General features: G+C 63.2%; 6 protein-coding genes. 1 reads left to right on the top strand and 5 read right to left on the bottom strand.

The window, feature by feature from the left end:
* From TO66_RS00720 to TO66_RS00700, 5 genes are all read right to left on the bottom strand, one after another.
* A complete protein-coding gene (locus TO66_RS00720; protein ID WP_044460511.1) occupies positions 1-1,038 on the bottom strand; it encodes an ABC transporter substrate-binding protein in 1,038 nt (345 codons plus the stop codon).
* 27 nt (positions 1,039-1,065) lie between these two features.
* Positions 1,066-1,956: a TauD/TfdA family dioxygenase gene (locus tag TO66_RS00715; protein ID WP_044460510.1), complete on the bottom strand. Its 891-nt coding sequence runs from the start codon at positions 1,954-1,956 to the stop codon at positions 1,066-1,068.
* Between the two features lie 283 nt (positions 1,957-2,239).
* Complete coding sequence (locus TO66_RS00710) at positions 2,240-3,607, bottom strand: HlyD family type I secretion periplasmic adaptor subunit (RefSeq protein WP_044460509.1); 1,368 nt, start codon at positions 3,605-3,607, stop codon at positions 2,240-2,242.
* Positions 3,597-5,753 carry a type I secretion system permease/ATPase gene (locus tag TO66_RS00705; RefSeq protein ID WP_044460508.1) on the bottom strand — a complete coding sequence of 719 codons (2,157 nt, stop codon included), beginning with the start codon at positions 5,751-5,753 and terminating at the stop codon, positions 3,597-3,599. Before TO66_RS00705 ends, TO66_RS00710 begins: the two co-directional genes overlap by 11 nt.
* Positions 5,754-5,791: 38 nt before the next feature.
* On the bottom strand, positions 5,792-7,141 hold the full coding sequence (locus TO66_RS00700) for a TolC family outer membrane protein (protein ID WP_044460507.1): 1,350 nt from the start codon (positions 7,139-7,141) through the stop codon (positions 5,792-5,794).
* A gap of 358 nt (positions 7,142-7,499) precedes the next feature.
* On the opposite strand from TO66_RS00700, the gene TO66_RS00695 reads away from it, so the two are divergent.
* Positions 7,500-21,938 carry a retention module-containing protein gene (locus TO66_RS00695; protein ID WP_044460506.1) on the top strand — a complete coding sequence of 4,813 codons (14,439 nt, stop codon included), beginning with the start codon at positions 7,500-7,502 and terminating at the stop codon, positions 21,936-21,938.
* The last annotated feature ends 33 nt before the right edge of the window (positions 21,939-21,971 follow it).

Here is a 21,971-nt window from a genome sequence, read left to right as displayed (position 1 = left end):
TCAGCTCCCTTGCAGCGGGGTGGCGTCCTGGAAGAAGTAGTCCTTCCACGATTGCGGTTTGTTCTTGATCGCGCCCACGCGGTAGAGGAACTCGGCCAGCGGGTAGGTGTTTTTCGGCGTGACGGTGAACTCGTACTGCGGGCTGTCGATGATTTTCAGCAAGGCCGCGCGATCGATCTTGGCCTTGGTCACGCGGATGTAGGTGTCCGCTGCGGCGCCCTTGTCCTTCTGGGCGAAGTCGGCGGCCTCGGCCAGCGCCTCGACGAAGGCCTTGTAGGTCTTCGGATTCTCGTTGCGGAATTTCTCGGTGGCGAACAGCACCGTCGGCGAGTTCGGCCCCAGCAGGTCGTAGGTGTCGAGCACCACGTGCACGTTCGGGTTGGCCAGGGCCTGGTCCTGGAACGGCGGGTTGGAGAAATGCCCGGTCAGCTCGGTACCGCCGGCGATCAGCGCCGCCGTGGCGTCCGGGTGTGGAACGGCGACGGTGTATTTGTCCAGGCGATTGAATTCCTTGTCGCCCCACTGCTTGGCCGCCGCGTACTGCAGGAATCGCGACTGCACGGAAACCCCCACCGCCGGCACCGCGATACGGTCCTGCTCGGTGAAATCGGCAATGGTCTTGACCTTGGGATTGTTGCTCAGCAGGTAGTAAGGGAAATTGCCCAGCGACGCCACGGCCTTGACGTTCTGCTTGCCATGGGTGCGATCCCAGATGGTCAGCAGCGGGCCGACACCGGCCCCGGCAATGTCGATGGAGCCGGAAAGCAGGGCGTCATTGACCGCCGCGCCGCCGGACAACTGGGTCCAGTCGACCTTGATATCGATGCCCTCTTCCTTGCCGTGCTTCTCGATCAGGTTCTGGTCGCGCACCACGTTGAGCAGCAGATAGACGATGCCGAATTGTTCGGCGATGCGGATCTCGCCTTCGGCCTGGGCCGTCGCCGGCGCGACCAGGCTACCGGCCAGCAGGCTGAAGCCCAGGCCGATGGCGGCGGCCAGTTGGCCCAGGCGCGGGCGGCGTTGAGTCGGTTGGGACATGGTGATTCTCCTGCCGTGAGGGGCCGATCAGTAAGGGGCGTCGCCCTGGATGGTGGTGCGGTACAGCTTGCGGCGCAGATGGCTGGGGCAGCCGGCGGCCAGGTGGATCAGCGAACGGTTGTCCCAGAACACCAGGTCATGGGGCTGCCACTGATGGCGGTAGATGTTTTCCGGCAGCACGCTGTGGGCGTACAGCTCGGCCAGCAGCTGACGGCTCTCGTCTTCGGGCAGGCCGACGATGCGGGTGGTGAAGCCTTCGCTGACGAACAGCGCCTTGCGGCCGTTTTCCGGATGGGTACGGACGACCGGGTGCACCACTTCCTGGACCTGGGCCAGCTGCTCCGGGGTCAGGGTCGGGCGCCAGTTGCCCTCGAACTTGGTCTCGCTGTAGCGCGCGGTGTAGGAATGCGCGGCCTGGCGGCCCTCGACGGCGTTGCGCAGCGCTTGCGGCAAGCTGTCCCAGGCCTTGTGCATGTCGGCGAACAGGGTGTCGCCGCCCTCGGACGGCAGCTCCTGGGCATGCAGCATCGAACCCAGGCTCGGCAGCTCTTTATAGGAAAGATCGGAATGCCAGAACTTGCCGGCGTCCCCCAGGCCGATGGACTGGCCGTTTTCGACGATGTTGGAAACGATGAGGATTTCCGGGTGCCCGGCCAGCAGGAACTGCTTGAGCACGTGGATCTGCAGCACGCCGAAACGGCGACTGAAGGCGATCTGTTGTTCGGGAGTGATGCGCTGGTCGCGAAACACCACGACGTGATGGTCCAGGTGCGCCCGGTGGATGCGCGCGAAGTCCTGGTCGCTGACCGGCAGGGCCAGGTCCAGGCCGACGATCTCGGCACCGACGGCGCCGTCGAACGGGCGGATGGCAAAAGCTTGTGCGGCGATGGGCGCGGCACTTGGAGAGGGTACGGACATAAATCACTCCCACGCAAAGCACGCCCGGTGGCGCGCGCGTCGATCAGAAACTCACGGTGGTCCCGTGTGGGTTCATTGTCGTGCGGCGCGCCGATTGGTCGGCAGGTACGCAGGGAGACGACTTTATAGATATAAGAAACTAAATTTAAATACCGTTAGTGAATAACGATATGGCGATTCGGGCGGGGAATTCAGTGGTGAATTAACTGGCGCCATCGCGAGCAAGCTTCGCTCCTACAGGGGGAGCGTAGGAGCGAAGCTTGCTCGCGATGGGATTTAAAGATCAGCGCTCGTGCAGCGCCTCGGCGCGGGCGCGGATGATTGGCTTGAGCAGGTAGCTGAGGATGCTTTTCTTGCCGGTGATGATGTCCACCGACGCGACCATGCCCGGAATGATCAGCAGCGGCTTGTCGTCGGTGCCCAGGTGGCTGCGCTCGGTGCGCAGCTTGATCACGTAGTAGGTGGTCTTCTTGTCTTCGTCGGTGATGGTGTCGGCGCCGATCTGCTCCAGCTTGGCCTTCAGGCCGCCGTAGATGGTGTAGTCATAGGCGGTGAACTTGACCACCGCTTCCTGCCCCGGGTGCAGGAAGGCGATGTCCTGCGGGCGGATCTTCGCTTCCACCAGCAGGGTGTCGTCCAGCGGCACGATTTCCACCATGTCGCTGCCCGGCTGGATCACGCCGCCGATGGTGTTGACCATCAGTTGCTTGACGATGCCGCGCACCGGCGAGGTGACCAGGGTCCGGCTGACCCGGTCTTCCAGGGCCTTGCCGGTAGCGCTGGCCTTGTTCAGTTCGGTGCGCGCCTCGTTGAGCTGGGTCAGGGCTTCGCTGCGGAACTTGCCGCGGGTTTCGTCGATCTTGCGCTGCACTTCCTTGATCGCCGATTCGGCACGGGGGATCGCCAGGGTGGTGGCGTCCAGTTGCCCGCGGGTTTCGACCTCGGCGCGCTTGAGCCGCAAGACTTCCACCGGCGACACCGCGCCCTGGGCCACCAACGGCTCGGACATGGCGATTTCCTGGCGCTGCAGGCCCAGTTGCTGGCGGTACTGCGCCTGCTTGGAGGTGAACTCGCGCAGCTCCTGCTGCTTCTGGATCAGCTGTTCCTGCAGGCCGCCGACTTCGTCGTGCAGCTGCTGGCGGCGGCTTTCGTACAGCGACTTCTCGCTGGCGGCCTGGCCGGGTGCGGCTTCCAGGGCGTCGGCGGGGAAATTCAGCGGACGGTCGTCGATCTCCGCGCTCAGGCGCTCCACGCGCAGCAGCATCGACAGCCGGTCGGCCTCGGTTTCGCCGACGTTGGACTTGAAGCGCGTGTCGTCCAGGCGGATCAGCGGGGCGCCGGCCTCGACGATCTCGCCTTCCTTGACGAACAGCTCGGAAACGATGCCGCCTTCCAGGTTCTGGATCTTCTGCACCTTGGACGATGGGATCGCCTTGCCCTCGCCCTTGGTCACCTCGTCGATCACCGCGAAGTTGGCCCACAGCAGCAGGAACAGGAAGAAACCGATGATGCCCCAGATGGTCAGGCGGATAACCCGCGGCGCGTCTTCGATCAGCGCCTTGTTGACCTCGGGCAGGGGCTGGTCATGCAGCGATTCGGTGCCTTTGAAGTAGCGGAGGATGGAATCTTTGACACCGGACTTAAGCAACACTGATCTGCCCCTTCTTCAACGCTTCCATCACCACCGCTTTCGGTCCGTCGGCCAGGATCTGCCCACGGTCGATCACCAGCAGGCGATCCACCAGCGACAGCAACGAAGCCCGGTGGGTGACCAGCACCATGGTCTTGTTTTCCACCACGGCTTGCAGGCGTTGTTTCAGGCGCTCTTCGCCGGTGTTGTCCATGGCGCTGGTCGGTTCGTCCAGCAGCAGGATCGGCGGGTTGAGCAGTAGGGCACGGGCCAGGGCCACGTTCTGCCGCTGGCCGCCGGACAGATTCTGCCCGCGCTCGCCCACCTGCAGCTCGTAGCCTTGCGGATGCAGCCGGGCGAACTCGTGCACGCCGGCCAGTTCGGCGGCCTGCAGCACCAGTTCGTCCTCGACGTAACGGGCGCCGGAAGTCAGGTTGTCACGCAGGGTGCCGGCCAGCAGCTGGATGTCCTGAGCCACGTAACCGATGTTGTGGCGCAACTCGCTGACGTCGATCTGCCGGATGTCTACGCCGTCCACCAGCAAGGCGCCGGAGTCCGGGGCGTACAGGCCCACCAGCAGCTTGGCCAGGGAGCTCTTGCCCGAGCCGCTGCGGCCGATGATGCCAATCTTCTCGCCCGGCTTGATCACCAGGTTGATGTTCTTCAATGCGGGGTTCTGTTGCCCCGGGTAAGTGAAGTTCAACTGCCGGCACTCGATGGCGCCCTGCAGCACGTTGCGGCTCAGGGGGCGCTCGTCGAAGTTGCGCTCCTGGGGCAGCTCCATCATCTGGTCGACCGAAGTCATGGTCACCCGCGCCTGCTGATAGCGGGTCAGCAGGCCGGACAGCGACGCCAGCGGGCTGAGGGCGCGGCCGCTGAGCATGTAGCAGGCGATCAGGCCGCCCATGCTGAGGTTGCCGTCGATGATCTGGTACACGCCGAAGACGATCATGATCACCCCGGCCAGTTGCTGGATCAGCAAGGTGATGTTCATCGCCAGGCTGGACAGCATCTTCACCCGCAGCTCGAGCCGGCCCAGAGTGCCGATGGTCTGCTCCCACTGGTACTGGCGTTCGCTTTCGGCGTTGTTGACCTTCACCGCGTCCAGCCCGGCCAGCGTCTCGATCAGGCTCGACTGGCGCTCGGCGCCCAGGGCCATGGTTTTCTCCATGGTCGCGATCAGCGGCTTCTGCAGGGCGTAGCCAATACCCAGGGCAATCGGGAAGGCCAGCACCGGAATCCACACCAGGTGCCCGCCGAGAATGGCGATCACCAGGAAGATCAGCAGGGTGAACGGCAGGTCGATCAGGCTGGTGAGGGTCAGCGAGGCGAGGAAGTCGCGCAGGCTCTGGAATTCGTGGATGTTCTGGGCAAAGCTGCCGACCCGCGCCGGGCGGTATTTCATGGCCATGCCGACGATGCGCTCGAACAAGGTGGCCGAGATGATCAGGTCGGTTTTCTTGCCGGCCAGGTCCAGGCACAGGCTGCGCAGGCTCTTGAGGATCAGGTCGAACAGGTAGGCGCCGGTGATACCGATGGCCAGCACCCACAGGGTGGCGGCGGCCTGGTTCGGCACCACGCGGTCGTAGACGTTCATCACGAACAGCGGCGCGGCCATGGCGATGATGTTGATCAGGAAACTGGCGGCGATGGCGTCGGCGTACAGCCAGCGCGAACGCTTCAGGGTGTCGCGGAACCAGGAACGCGCGCGGGGAATCAGCGAGCCGTGGTTGACGTCGAACTTGTGCTGCGGCTGAGCGAAAAACACTCGCCCGCTGTAATCGTCGGCCAGCACCTGGAGGCTGACGCTGACCTCGCCGCCGTCGCTCTCGCTGAGCAGCAAGCGGGCGCGGTCCTCACCCTGCCAGCCGATCAGGACGGCGCTGCGGCCGTCCTTGAGCAACAGCAGGGCGGGCATGGCGATGGCGGGAATCTGCTCCAGCTTGCGCCGCAGCAGGCGCCCCTGCAGGCCGGCGCGAGCGGCGGCGCGGGGCAGCAGCTCGGCGCTCAGGCGCTGGGAGGGTAACGGCAAACCGGTGGTCAGCATCGCTGCGCTGGCCGGCTTCTGGTGCAGCGCACACAGGGTCAGCAGCGCGTCCAGCAGCGGGTCGTCATGCATGCCGCGTGGATCATGGCTGAGTTGCACTCGACTGACTTCTGATTCCACGCTCGGCACTCTTTAACTGTCAATTGGATGAAATGTACTCAATTCATCCCAGGCAGTTGGACCTTGGGCTTCACATCGTTCTGCACGACGGAAGCCATGGGGGCGACCACTCCCTGGCTCTTGAGCAACTCGCCCATGGTCGCCTTGATTCGATACTGAGTAAATAACTGAATGTTCTTGATTTCCGCCAAACGACGCGAAGCGGTGAACAGTTCATTCTCGCTATCGAGCAAGTCGAGCAAGGTACGCTCGCCCAGACTGAATTGCTTCTGGTACGCCTCGCGGACACTGGCGCTGCGATCGACATATTGCTGGGCGATCGGCACCTGGGCATTCGCATTGTTCAAGGCGTTCCACGCCAAGCCTAGCTCTTCATTCAGAACACGCAGGGCGTTGTTACGAATATCCAGTGCCTGGTTGGACTGGTAGGCCTTGGATTCCAGGTCGGCCTTGTTGCTGCCACCGGCGAACAGGTTGAAGCGCATGCGCAGCATGGCCTGCCATTCGTTGTTGTGACCGTCGATCCCGTCCAGGTTGTTGTCGGCGGTACGTCCCAGCTCGGCGTCGAAGCGCGGGTAGAAGGTCGACTTGGCGGCTTCGTACTGTTTCTCGGCGGCAACGATATCGGACTCGGCCGAACGCAGGATCGGGCTGTTTTCCAGCATCTGGCGCTGGGCTTCGTCCAGGGTGGCCGGCAACAGGGCCATGAAGCCGACCGGACGTTCCAGCTGGTCCGGCATCTGGCCGACCGCGCTCAGGTAGTTGGTCTGGGCGTCGGCCAGGTTGGTCTGTTCGGTGATCAGGTTGTTGCGCGCCTGGGCCATGCGCGCTTCGGCCTGGTCGAGGTCGGCGCGGCTGCCGACGCCACGCTGGGTGCGCAGCTGGATCTGGTCGTAGATGCGCTCGTGATTGCGCATGTTCTCTTCGGCCAGGCGCACGAACTCGCGACGGGTCAGCACGTCCAGGTACACCTGGGCGACGGTCAGCGCGGTGCGCTCCGAAGTGCCGAGCAGCGAATACGCCCGGGAGTTCACGGTGGCTTGTTGACGCCCCACTTCACTGGAGGTGGCAAAACCGTCAAAAACCATCTGCTGGAGACGTAAACTTGACTCGCTGCGGTTCAGCGTCTCCCAGTGGTTGCTCGAACCGGCACGGGTCGTCGGGCTGTCAGTGCCTTCGCGACCATAGCCGCCCAACAGGTCGACCCGCGGCAAATAGCCGCCCTTGGCCGCCTTGAGCTGGTAATCGGCCGCCAGGCGGCTGTTTACCGCAGCCTGGATTTCGGGATGGACATCCAGGGCTTTCTGCATGGCTTCAGGCAGGGTTTGTGCTTGGACAAAACTGGACGCGAGGACTAAAGGTAAAGCTTTGAACAACTGCGGACGCATAAGAAGGGTTTCCCAGGACTGCTTGTCCCAAATCACAGCAATACGAGGTGCTGCATCGGATGATGGCAACCGGCATGACCGTATATCGGAAAGTTCAAACCAAGAACTGGGTCACACACTTTTAGACAGGTCACCGCATAAATATCAATGTGACATTACCTTGACGATTGTTTAGGATGGCTCACAGAAGGTCAATAGTTTGGCATATATGTAATAGCAAAAAAATATAGCCAATTTATTGACGAATAGTCGCGTCAAAACTACGTGTTTCTACACTCTGAAGAACGTCCAGACTGCGTTGGCGAAATGCCCGTCAGGAACATGGAAGTCTACTGAAGGCACCCCCGGAGAACCCTCAATGAGCACTGTTGTTGCTACCGTCAAAAGCATTGTCGGCCAAGTTTTCGTCGTATCCCCTGAAGGGGTCCGCCGTGTACTCGTTGAGGGCGATCGCCTGTATGTAGGCGACCAGGTCGACACTGGCCTGGCGGGTGCCGTCAGCCTGGAGCTGGCCGATGGCCGGACCCTGGACCTGGGCCGTGAAACCCAATGGAGCGGTGCCGTCCCGGACTCCAGCAACAACGCCGATGCCGCCGAGCAGGCCGCGCCGTCGGTCGCTGAACTGCAGCAGGCGATCGCCGCCGGCGCGGACCCGACCACCGACCTGGAAGCCACCGCGGCCGGCCCGACCGCCGCAGGTAGCGGCAACGCCGGCGGCGGTCACAGCTTCGTGATGCTCGACGCCACCGCGGGCCGGGTCGACCCGACTATCGGCTTCCCGACCGCGGGCCTGGGCGCGACCGCCACGGCGGCGCAAGACACCACCGGCGCGCTGACGGCCAACAATGACAGCACCACCCAGGTGCTGCGCGGTTCGACCCTGACCCTGGGCGCCACCCCGACCATCACCGAAGCCGGCGGCGTGCTGGTATACACCGCCACCCTGACCCAGGCACCGCTGACCGACCTGACCATCACCCTGTCCAACGGCTCGGTGATCGTGATTCCGGCCGGGCAACTGACCGGCACCGTCAACGTCCCGCTGGCGCCGAACGACACCGTCTACAACGACCCGAGCCAGATCACCGTGGGCGTCACCGGCACCACCGGCGGCGGAGGCCTGGTGCTGACCGTCGACCCGACCCCGGCCGTCACGCAGGTCACGGACACCGTGGACACCACCACCGTGACCCTGACCGCGGGTTCCACCGTGACCGAAGGTGGCCAGATCACCTACACCGCGACCCTGACCAATCCGGCGCAGACCCCGGTCACCGTGACCCTGTCCAACGGCTCGACCATCACCATCGGCGCCGGCCAGACCACCGGCACCGTGACCGTCGATACGCCGGCCAACGATGTCTACAACAATGGCAGCACCGTCAGCACCACTATTACCGGGGCTACCGGCGGCAACTTCGAGAACCTGGTGCCGAACCCGATGCCGGCGGTGACCACCATCACCGACTCTCCGGACACCTCCGGCCTGACGCTGACCGCCACTGGCACCGTCGTCGAAGGTGGCCAGATCACCTACACCGCGACCCTGACCAACCCGGCGCAGACGCCGGTCACCGTGACTCTGTCCAATGGCTCGACCATCACCATCGGCGCCGGCCAGACCACCGGTAGCGTGAACGTCGATACGCCAGCGAACGACGTCTACAACAACGGCAGCACCGTCAGCACCACCATCACCAGCACCACCGGCGGCAACTTCGAGAACCTGGTGCCAAGCACCACGCCGGCCGTGACCACCATCACCGATTCGGTGGATGCCACCGGCCTGACGCTGACCGCTACCAGCAACATTGTCGAAGGCGGCCAGATCACCTACACCGCGACCCTGACCAACCCGGCGCAGACTCCGGTCACCGTGACCCTGTCCAACGGCTCGACCATCACCATCGAGGCCGGCAAGACCGTGGGCAGCGTAGTGGTCGATACCCCGGCCAACGACGTCTACAACAACGGCAGCACCGTCAGCACCACCATTACCGGGGCTACCGGCGGCAATTTCGAGAGCCTGGTGCCGAGCACCACGCCGGCCGTGACCACCATCACCGACTCGGTGGATGCCACCGGCCTGACACTGACCGCCACCGGCACTGTCGTCGAAGGCGGCCAGATCACCTACACCGCCACCCTGACCAACCCGGCGCAGACCCCGGTCACCGTGACCCTGTCCAACGGTTCGACCATCGTGATCGATGCCGGCAAGACCGTGGGCAGCGTAGTGGTCGATACCCCGGCCAACGACGTCTACAACAACGGCAGTACCGTCAGCACCAGCATCACCGGAGCTACCGGCGGTAACTTCGAACAGCTGACACCCGATACCACGCCGGCGCAAACCGTCATCACCGACTCGATCGACGACACTGGCCTGAGCCTGTCGGCCAGCGGCTCCGTCGCCGAAGGCGGCTCGATCGTCTACACCGCGACCCTGACCAACGCCGCCGGTACGCCGGTGACCGTGACCCTGAGCAACGGCGCGGTGATCACCATCGCCGCCGGCGCGACCACCGGTTCTGTGAGCGTTGCCGCACCCGCCGACGACGTCTACAAGGACGCCGGCACCGTCGAGGCGACCATCAAGGACGCAACGGGCGGCAACTTCGAGAACCTGGTGCCGAGCACCACCCCGGCGGTGACCGAGATCACCGACACCATCGACACCAGCACCGTCTCGCTGACCGCCACGCCGTCCGTGGCCGAAGGCGGCACCGTGGTCTATACCGCGTCCGTGACGGCTCCAGTCACCGGCGCACCGCTGGTGGTCACCCTGTCCAACGGCCAGACCATCACCATTCCAGTGGGCGAGTCTTCCGGCACCGTCAATATCACGGCGCCGAACGATGCCTTGGCGGGTGGTAGCTCGCTAAGCGCGACCATTACCGGCGCGACTGGCGGTAACTATGAAAAACTCGATGTGGATGGCAAGCCGGCAGAGACCTCGGTCACCGATACTCCGGACACGACCAACCTGAGCCTGACCGCGACCGATACCGTCGCCGAGGGTGGCTCGATCGTTTACACCGCCACGCTGACTAACGCGGCTGGTACTCCGGTTACCGTGACATTGTCGAACGGTGCAGTGATCACCATCGCGGCCGGTGCAACCACTGGATCCGTCACCGTTGCGGCGCCTGCTGACGACGTCTACAAAGACGCAGGCAAGGTCGAAGTCAGCATCAAAGAGACTACTGGCGGTAATTTCGAGAACCTGGTGCCGAGCACTACTCCAGCCGTCACCGATGTCACCGACACCATCGATACTTCGACCGTCAGCCTGACCGCGACTCCGTCTGTGGCCGAAGGTGGCGTGGTCGTTTACACCGCCTCCGTCACTGCTCCCGTGACCGGTTCACCCGTAGTCGTGACCCTGTCCAACGGCCAGACCATCACCATTCCAGTGGGTGAGTCTTCCGGCACCGTCAATATCACGGCGCCGAACGACGCCTTGGCGGGTGGTAGCTCCTTGAGCGCCACCATCACCGGCGCCACTGGCGGTAACTACGAGAAGCTGGATGTCGACGGCAAACCGGCAGAGACCTCGGTTACCGATACTCCGGACACTACCAACCTGAGCCTGACCGCGACCGATACCGTCGCCGAGGGTGGCTCGATCGTTTACACCGCAACCCTGACTAACGCTGCAGGTACGCCGGTGACCGTGACCCTGAGCAATGGTGCGGTGATTACCATCGCCGCGGGTGCAACCACTGGCTCCGTGACTGTCGCGGCCCCAGCCGATGACGTTTATAAGGACGCCGGCAAGGTTGAAGTCAGCATCAAAGACGCTACTGGCGGCAACTTTGAGAACCTGGTGCCAAGCACCACCCCAGCGGTGACCGATGTCACCGATACCATCGATACTTCGACCGTCAGCCTGACCGCGACTCCGTCTGTGGCTGAAGGTGGTGTAGTGGTTTACACCGCTTCCGTCACCGCACCAGTCACCGGCTCTCCAGTAGTCGTAACCCTGTCCAACGGCCAGACCATTACCATCCCTGTGGGCGAAAGCAGCGGGTCGGTAAATTTTGTTGCCCCTAACAGCCCGCTGGCTGGCGGCAGCTCCCTGAGCACCAGTATCACCGGTGCGACTGGCGGTAATTACGAGAAGCTGGATGTCGATAGCAAGCCTGCTGACACCACCGTTACTGACACCCCGGACACCACCAATCTGACGCTGACTGCGACCGATACCGTCGCGGAAGGCGGCTCTATTGTTTACACCGCCACCCTGACTAACGCGGCTGGCACGCCAGTGACCGTGACCCTGAGCAATGGCGCGGTGATTACCATCGCCGCCGGCACCACCACCGGTTCCGTCACCGTTGCGGCCCCTGCCGACGATGTCTACAAAGACGCCGGCAAGGTTGAGGTCAGCATCAAAGATGCCACTGGCGGTAACTTTGAAAACCTAGTGCCGAGCACCACCCCAGCGGTGACTGATGTCACTGACACTATCGATACCTCGACTGTCAGCCTGACCGCGACTCCGTCTGTGGCCGAAGGCGGCGTGGTCGTTTACACCGCCTCCGTCACCGCACCAGTGACTGGCTCTCCAGTAGTCGTAACCCTGTCCAATGGCCAAACCATTACCATTCCGGTGGGCGAATCGTCCGGCACCGTGAACTTCACCGCGCCAAACGATGCTCTGGCAGGCGGCAGCTCGCTGAGCACCACCATTACCGGTGCAACTGGCGGTAACTACGAGAAATTGGATGTCGACAGCAAGCCTGCCGATACCACCGTTACCGATACTCCTGACACGACCAACCTCAGCCTGACTGCGACTGACACTGTCGCGGAAGGTGGCTCCATCGTTTACACCGCCACGCTGACCAACGCCGCTGGCACTCCAGTGACTGTGACCCTGAGCAACGGCGCGATCATCACCATCGCCGCCGGCGCAACGACCGGGACCGTGACCGTCGCAGCACCTGCGGATGACGTTTACAAGGACGCCGGTAAGGTCGAAGTCAGCATCAAGGATGCCACTGGCGGCAACTTCGAGAACCTGGTGCCGAGCACTACGCCGGCAGTGACCGATGTCACTGACACCATCGACACTTCGACCGTCAGCCTGACGGCTACGCCTAGCGTCGCTGAAGGTGGTGTTGTGGTGTATACCGCCTCCGTGACTGCACCAGTGACTGGCTCGCCAGTAGTCGTGACTCTGTCCAATGGCCAAACCATTACCATTCCGGTGGGCGAATCGTCCGGCACCGTGAACTTCACCGCGCCAAACGATGCTCTGGCAGGCGGCAGCTCCTTGAGCACCACCATCACCGGCGCCACTGGTGGTAATTACGAGAAGCTGGATGTCAACAGCAAACCTGCAGATACCACCGTTACCGATACACCAGACACTACTAACCTGACCCTCAGTGCGACCGACACTGTGGCTGAAGGCGGCTCCATCGTTTACACCGCAACTCTGACCAATGCCGCTGGTACTCCGGTCACCGTTACATTGTCGAACGGTGCCGTAATCACCATCGCGGCCGGCGCAACTACGGGTTCCGTCACCGTCGCAGCTCCAGCCGATGACGTTTACAAAGACGCCGGCAAGGTCGAAGTCAGCATCAAAGATGCCACTGGCGGTAATTTCGAGAACCTGGTGCCGAGCACCACCCCGGCAGTGACTGACGTTACCGATACCATCGATACCAGCACCGTCAGCCTGACTGCCACACCGTCTGTGGCCGAAGGCGGCGTGGTGGTTTACACCGCCTCCGTGACGGCTCCAGTGACTGGCTCTCCAGTAGTGGTCACCCTGTCCAACGGCCAGACCATTACCATCCCGGTGGGCGAATCGTCCGGTACCGTGAACTTCACCGCGCCAAACGACGCCCTGGCGGGTGGTAGCTCGCTGAGCACTACCATTACCGGTGCAACTGGCGGCAATTACGAGAAACTGGATGTTGATAGCAAGCCTGCTGACACTACCGTTACCGATACTCCTGACACGACCAACCTCAGCCTGACTGCGACCGAGACCGTCGCCGAAGGCGGCTCCATCGTCTACACCGCCACGCTGACTAACGCCGCCGGTACGCCGGTGACCGTAACCCTGAGCAATGGCGCAGTGATCACCATCGCGGCCGGCGCAACCACGGGTTCCGTGACTGTCGCAGCACCTGCGGATGATGTGTACAAGGACGCCGGCAAGGTCGAAGTCAGCATCAAAGACGCCACTGGCGGCAACTTCGAGAACCTGGTGCCGAGCACTACGCCGGCAGTGACCGATGTCACTGACACCATCGACACTTCGACCGTCAGCCTGACGGCTACGCCTAGCGTCGCTGAAGGTGGTGTTGTGGTGTATACCGCCTCCGTGACTGCACCAGTGACTGGCTCGCCAGTGGTCGTGACTCTGTCCAATGGCCAAACCATTACCATTCCGGTGGGCGAATCGTCCGGCACCGTGAACTTCACCGCGCCAAACGATGCTCTGGCAGGCGGCAGCTCCTTGAGCACCACCATCACCGGCGCCACTGGCGGCAATTACGAGAAGCTGGATGTTGATAGCAAACCGGCAGAGACCTCGGTTACCGATACTCCGGACACTACCAACCTCAGCCTGACCGCCACCGACACCGTGGCGGAAGGTGGCTCCATTGTTTACACCGCAACCCTGACTAACGCTGCTGGTACACCAGTGACGGTGACCTTGAGCAACGGCGCGATCATCACCATCGCCGCCGGCGCAACGACCGGCTCCGTCACCGTCGCGGCCCCGGCCGACGACGTCTACAAAGACGCCGGTAAAGTCGAAGTCAGCATCAAGGACGCCACTGGCGGTAACTTTGAAAACCTGGTGCCAAGCACCACTCCAGCCGTCACCGATGTCACCGACACCATCGACACTTCGACCGTCAGCCTGACGGCCACGCCGTCCGTGGCCGAAGGCGGTGTAGTGGTTTACACCGCCTCTGTCACCGCGCCAGTGACTGGCTCGCCAGTAGTCGTGACTCTGTCCAACGGCCAGACCATCACCATCCCGGTCGGCGCTAGCAGCGGCACCGTGAACTTCGTCGCGCCAAACGATGCTCTCGCGGGTGGCAGTTCCTTGAGCACCACCATTAAGGACGCTACTGGCGGCAACTACGAGAAGCTCGATGTCGACAGCAAACCTGCCGACACTACCGTTACCGACACCCCAGATACTACCAACCTCAGCCTGACCGCGACCGATACCGTAGCGGAAGGTGGCTCGATCGTTTACACCGCAACCCTGACCAACGCCGCCGGTACTCCGGTCACCGTGACCCTGTCGAACGGTGCAGTAATCACCATCGCTGCCGGCGCCACTGCGGGTTCCGTGACTGTCGCGGCCCCGGCCGACGACGTCTACAAAGACGCCGGTAAAGTCGAAGTCAGCATCAAGGACGCCACTGGCGGTAACTTTGAAAACCTGGTGCCAAGCACCACTCCAGCCGTCACCGATGTCACCGATACTATCGACACCTCGACTGTGTCGCTGACCGCGACTCCGTCTGTGGCCGAAGGCGGCGTGGTGGTTTACACCGCCTCTGTCACCGCGCCAGTGACTGGCTCGCCAGTAGTCGTGACCCTGTCCAACGGTCAGACCATCACCATCCCGGTGGGCGAATCGTCCGGTACCGTGAACTTCACGGCGCCAAACGATGCCCTGGCGGGTGGTAGCTCGCTGAGCACTACCATTACCGGTGCAACTGGTGGTAACTACGAGAAGCTGGATGTCGACAGCAAACCTGCTGACACCACGGTGACCGACACCCCGGACACCACCAACCTGACCCTCAGCGCCACTAATACCGTCGCCGAGGGTGGTTCCATCGTCTACACCGCAACGCTGACCAACGCTGCGGGTACGCCAGTGACCGTGACCCTCTCCAATGGCGCGGTGATCAACATCGCCGCCGGTGCCACCACCGGCACCGTGACCGTCCCGGCACCAGCCGACGACGTCTACAAAGACGCCGGCACCGTGCAGGCCACGATCCAGACCGCCACTGGCGGCAATTTCGAGAACCTGGTCACCAGCACCACGCCAGCGGTCACTAACGTCACCGATACCATCGACACCTCGACTGTGTCGCTGACCGCAACTTCGAATGTGGCCGAAGGTGGCACCGTGGTGTACACCGCCTCCGTCACCGCGCCTGTGACTGGCTCGCCAGTAGTCGTGACCCTGTCCAACGGACAGACCATCACTATTCCGGTTGGCGCCAGCAGTGGCACCGTGAATTTCGTAGCGCCAAACGACGCTCTGGCAGGCGGCAGTTCCCTGAGCACCACCATCACCAACGCCACCGGCGGCAACTACGAAAAACTGGCGGTCGACAGCAAACCTGCTGACACCACGGTGACCGACACCCCAGACACCACCAACCTGTCCCTCAGCGCCACCAATACCGTCGCCGAGGGTGGTTCCATCGTTTACACCGCCACCCTGACCAACGCTGCGGGCACGCCAGTGACCGTGACCTTGAGCAATGGCGCGGTGATCACCATCGACGCTGGCAAGACCACTGGCACCGTAACCGTCCCGGCTCCGGCCGACGATGTCTACAAAGACGCCGGCACTGTGCAGGCCACGATCCAGACCGCCACCGGTGGCAACTTCGAGAACCTGGTTACCAGCACCACGCCAGCGGTCACTAACGTCACCGATACCATCGATACTTCGACCGTCTCGCTGACCGCAACTTCGAATGTGGCCGAAGGTGGCACCGTCGTGTACACCGCCTCCGTCACCGCGCCAGTGACTGGCTCGCCAGTAGTCGTAACCCTCTCCAACGGCCAGACCATCACCATTCCAGTCGGCGCTAGCAACGGCACCGTGAACTTTGTGGCACCTAACGACGCTCTGGCGGGTGGCAGTTCCTTGAGCACCACCATCAAGGATGCGACTGGCGGCAACTACGAGAAGCTGGCGGTCGACAGCAAGCCGGCCAATACCACGGTGACCGACACTCCGGACACCACCAACCTGACCCTCAGCGCCACCAATACCGTGGCCGAGGGCGGTTCGATCGTCTATACCGCAACGCTGACCAACGCCGCCGGCACACCAGTAACCGTGACCCTCTCCAATGGCGCGGTGATCACCATCGACGCCGGCAAGACCACTGGCACCGTGACCGTCCCGGCACCGGCTGACGATGTCTACAAAGACGCCGGCACCGTACAGGCCACGATCCAGACCGCCACTGGCGGCAATTTCGAGAACCTGGTCACCAGCACCACGCCAGCGGTCACTAACGTCACCGACACCATCGACACCTCGACCGTCAGCCTCAAGGCCACGCCGTCGGCTGCCGAAGGCGGGACCATCACCTACACCGCTACCGTGACCTCGCCGGTCACCGGCAGCCCGGTCGTGGTGACCCTGGCCAATGGCGAGAAGATCACCATCGCTGTCGGCCAGACCACCGGTACCGCCACCACTACCGCGCCTAACGATGTACTGGTCGGGCATACCCCGCTGAGCAACTCGATCAGCACGGTCAGCGGCGGCAACTTCGAAAACCTGGTAGCCGACAAGACTCCGGTCAGCACTACCGTGACCGACACTCCGGACACCACCAACCTGTCCCTCAGCGCCACCAACACCGTCGCCGAGGGCGGTTCGATCGTTTACACCGCCACCCTGACCAACGCTGCGGGCACACCAGTGACCGTAACTCTGAGCAATGGCGCGGTAATCAACATCGCCGCCGGCGCTACCACCGGCACCGTAACCGTCCCGGCTCCAGCCGACGACGTCTACAAAGACGCCGGCACTGTGCAGGCCACGATCCAGACCGCCACCGGTGGTAACTTCGAGAACCTGGTCACCAGCACCACGCCAGCGGTCACTAACGTCACCGATACCATCGACACCTCGACCGTCTCGCTGACCGCAACTTCGAATGTGGCCGAAGGTGGCACCGTGGTGTACACCGCCTCCGTCACCGCGCCAGTGACTGGCTCGCCAGTAGTCGTGACCCTGTCCAACGGACAGACCATCACCATCCCGGTTGGCGCCAGCAGCGGCACCGTGAATTTCGTAGCGCCAAACGACGCTCTGGCAGGCGGCAGCTCCCTGAGCACCACCATCACCAACGCCACCGGCGGCAACTACGAAAAACTGGCGGTCGACAGTAAGCCGGCCAACACCACGGTGACCGACACCCCAGACACCACCAACCTGTCTCTCAGCGCCACCAACACCGTCGCCGAGGGCGGTTCCATCGTTTACACCGCCACCCTGACCAACGCCGCCGGCACACCAGTGACCGTGACCCTGAGCAATGGCGCGGTGATCACCATCGACGCTGGCAAGACCACCGGCACCGTGACCGTCCCAGCACCAGCCGACGACGTCTATAAAGACGCCGGCACTGTGCAGGCCACGATCCAGACCGCCACTGGCGGCAACTTCGAGAACCTGGTCACCAGCACCGCGCCAGCGGTCACCAGCGTCACCGATACCATCGACACCTCGACGGTCAGCCTCAAGGCCACGCCATCGGCCGCCGAAGGCGGGACCATCACCTACACCGCTACCGTGACTTCGCCGGTCACCGGCAGCCCGGTCGTGGTGACCCTGGCCAATGGCGAGAAGATCACCATCGCTGTCGGCCAGACCACAGGTACGGCCACCACTACCGCGCCTAACGATGTGCTGGTCGGGCATACCCCGCTGAGCAACTCGATCAGCACAGTCAGCGGCGGCAACTTCGAAAACCTGGTAGCCGACAAGACTCCGGTCAGCACTACCGTGACCGACACCCCGGACACCACCAACCTGTCCCTCAGCGCCACCAACACCGTGGCCGAGGGCGGTTCGATCGTTTACACCGCAACGCTGACCAACGCTGCGGGCACACCAGTGACCGTAACTCTGAGCAATGGCGCGGTAATCAATATCGCCGCCGGCGCTACCACTGGCACCGTGACCGTCCCGGCTCCAGCCGACGACGTCTACAAAGACGCCGGCACCGTGCAGGCCACGATCCAGACCGTTACTGGCGGCAACTTCGAGAACCTGGTGCCAAGCACCACGCCAGCCGTGACCAATGTCACCGACACCCTCGACACCACCACGGTGAGCATCAATGGCAGCACCTCGGTCACCGAAGGCCAGACCGCGACCTACACCGTCAGCCTGACCAGCCCGGCACAAACCGAGGTCACCCTGAAGATCAGCTACAGCGGCACCGCCGCCGACGGCTCGGACTTCACCGGGGTCTACACCGTGAAGATCCCGGCCGGCGCCAGCAGCGCCAGCTTCAACGTGGCCACCATCGACGACAAGATCACCGAGAGCACGGAAAACTTCGTGGTCAAGATCGACTCGGCCAGCGGCGGTAACTTCGAGAACCTGGTGGTCAGCGGCACCAATGGCAGCGTCACCACGTCGATCATCGACAACGACGCACCACCGGTGATCGATCTGGATGCCAACAACTCCAGCGGCGCCACCGGGGCCGACTACAAGGTGACCTTCACCGAGAACACCCCGGGCGCGGGTGTGTCGATCGCCGACACCGACCTGAGCATCACCGATCCGGATAGCACCATGCTGACCGGCGCCACCATCGTGCTGACCAACCGTCAGCCGGGCGACTCGCTGAATCTGGGCAACAGCGTCAATGGCATCACCATCAATGCCAACAGCCAGGCGGGGACCATCACCCTGACCCTGAGCGGCAACGCGACGCTGGCTGACTACATGCAGCAGATCAAGAACATCACCTTCACCAACAACAGTGAAGACCCGAGCACCACGCCACGGACCATCACCGTGACCGTGACCGATGGCAGCAACTACTCCAACGTCGCCACCACCACGGTCAACGTGGTCGCGGTCAACGATGCGCCAGTGGCCACCGGCGGTGCCGTGACCGGCACCGAAGACACGGCCCTGACCCTGAACTGGGCGACCTTCGGCGTCAGCGACGTCGACAGCCCGGCGGCCAGCCTGGGCGTGAAAATTACCCAGCTGCCGGGCGACGGCAAGCTGCAGTACCTCGACGGCTCGACCTGGAAGGACGTGACCCTCAACCAGACCCTCAGCAAGGCCGATATCGACGCCGGCAAGCTGCGCTTCACCCCGGATGCCAACGAGTCGGGTGTCGACGGCTACAACGGCAGCGGCGTGGGCAACCAGCAGGCCGACTACGCGCAGATCAAGTTCCAGCCCACCGACGGCCAGGCCCTGGGCAACACCGGCACCGTGAAGATCGACATCACCCCGGTGGCCGATGCGCCGACCCTGGGCGTGGCGAGCAACAGCGTGAACTCCATCGGCCTGCTCAAGGAATCCTGGACCAGCCTCAGCGGCCTGGGCACCAACGGCAACGGCATCACCGGCGATGCGCTCAAGGCGGTGTTCGACAAGTCCGGCAACCCGACCAGCAGCACCACGGTGACCAACGCCCAGTCCGACGCCAACGTGCCGGGCGGCAGCGGCTCGAAGACGTCCGGCCTGATCTACCTGGAAGCCGGCAAGACCTACAGCTTCAGCGGTACCGGCGACGACAGCCTGCTGATCACCATCGGCGGCAAGAACGTGGCCACCGCGGTCTGGGGCTCGGGTGGCGGTATCAGCGGTTCGTTCACCCCGACCACCAGCGGCTACTACACCCTGGATATCTACCACGCCAACCAGAGCGGCCCGGGCAGCTATGACGTCAACCTGTCGGTCAATGGCAGCACGCCGGTCGACCTGAGCAATACCAATATCCCGATGTACCCGAACGAAACCGCGCTGAACAATGCCGGCGTCACCCTCTCCGAGCTGCATGGCAGCAACGGCGAGGGTTACTACGACGGCTACAAGTTCAACGAAGGCATCGAAGGCGGCAGCGTCAAGCTGGCGAAGATCACCACCGCCCTGACCGATACCGACGGCTCGGAAAGCCTGAGCGTGAAGATCGGCGGCATTCCGGCGGGCTCCGTGCTCAGCGATGGCGCCGGCCATACCTTCACCGCCGGCGGCAGCGTCAGCGAGGCCAATGTCACCGGCTGGAACCTGGGTACGCTGACCATCACTCCGCCGCCGTACTACAACGGCTCGTTCAACCTGACCGTGACCTCGACCTCCACCGAGTCCCTGGGCGGTTCGGCCAGCACCAGCGCGCAGATCCCGGTCACCGTCTACCCGGCGACCTACAGCGCCAGCCTCGGCACGGCGGCCGACGACATCAACTTCGTCGGCACCGAGGGCAACGACATCATGGTCGCGGACGTGGCCGGCCTGAACGTGGTGCAAGGCAAGAACTACAACATCGCGTTCATGGTCGACAGCTCCGGCAGCATGAGCGATGCCTCGCTCACGGCGGCCAAGAACTCGCTGACCACGGTGTTCAGCGCCCTGAAGAACAGCCTGGGCGCCAGCACCTCGGGTACCGTGAATATCTTCCTGGCGGACTTCGATACCCAGGTCAACAAGCAGGTCTCGGTGAACCTGAACGACCCGAACGCGCTGACCCAGCTCAAGGCGGTCCTGGATTCCATGGCGTCCGGCGGCGGCACCAACTACGAGGACGTGTTCAAGACCACGGCCAACTTCTTCCAGAGCAGCCAGGCCACCGGCAATGCCAACGCGACCAACCTGACGTACTTCATCACCGACGGTAAGCCGACCTTCTACCAGGCCGGCGAGCAGACCAACCCGATCCTGTACGGCAGCACCCGGCTCGATAGCGTGATCACCACCAGCAACTACCACCTGGGCGATACCGTTCGGCTGCAACCGGACAGCACGCACCTGATCGATATCAACAGTAGCGGCAGCGTCACGGTCTGGACGCAGTCCACCTGGGGCACCTGGTCCAACTACAACGCCGGCACCCTGCACGCCCAGGGCGATGGCACCTACGAGTTGTCGTACCAGACCGGTCCGGGCTCCTATACCGACAGCGCCACCACCAGCAACTCCAACAGCGGCTTTGCCCTGCTGAGCAACCTGTCGCAGGTGGAAGCGATCGGCCTGAACAACGACGTCAGCCTCAACGACCTGAAGCCCTACGACAGCGATGGCAAGCCACAGACCAACATCGACCCGTCGAACCTGGCCAACGCCATCCTCGGCCACACCGAGGCGACGCTGCCAGGGGCCGACACCGTCAGCGGCGGCAATGGCAACGACATCCTGTTCGGCGACCTGGTGAGCTTCAACGGCATCGCCGGCGAGGGTTACCAGGCGATGCAGGCCTTCGTCGCGCAGAAGACCGGCGTGGCGGCCAGCAGCGTCACCACTGCCAACGTGCACCAGTACGTCACCGAGCACTACACCGACTTCGATGTGTCCGGGGCGCATGACGGCAACGACACGCTGTTGGGCGGTGCCGGCAACGACATCATCTTCGGCCAGGGCGGCAACGATGTGCTCGACGGTGGCAAGGGCAACGACATCCTGCTGGGCGGCACCGGCAACGACACGCTGATCGGCGGTTCGGGCAACGACATCCTGATCGGTGGTTCGGGTGCCGATACCTTCGTCTGGAAGGCCGGCGACACCGGCAACGATGTGATCAAGGACTTCAAGGCCAGCGAAGGCGACCGCATCGACCTGCGCGATCTGTTGCAGGGCGAGAGCGCCAGCACCATCGACAACTTCCTGAAGATCACCACGGTGGATGGCACCTCGACCCTGCAGGTCAGTTCCGAAGGCAAGCTCAACGCCGCCGGTGGCATCGCCAACGCCGACGTGACGATCAAGCTGGAAGGCAACAACTGGTCCAATACCAGCATCAGCTCGCTGATCGCCGGTAGCGACCCGACCATCAAGATCGACCACAACAACAGCTGATCCACGGCCTGCCGGCCACCTACCTGGGTGGCC

The organism is Pseudomonas sp. MRSN 12121 (assembly GCF_000931465.1).
Lineage (GTDB): Bacteria > Pseudomonadota > Gammaproteobacteria > Pseudomonadales > Pseudomonadaceae > Aquipseudomonas.
The sequence above is the reverse complement of the archived record's forward strand: the minus strand, read 5'-3'. Positions and strand labels throughout refer to the sequence as shown.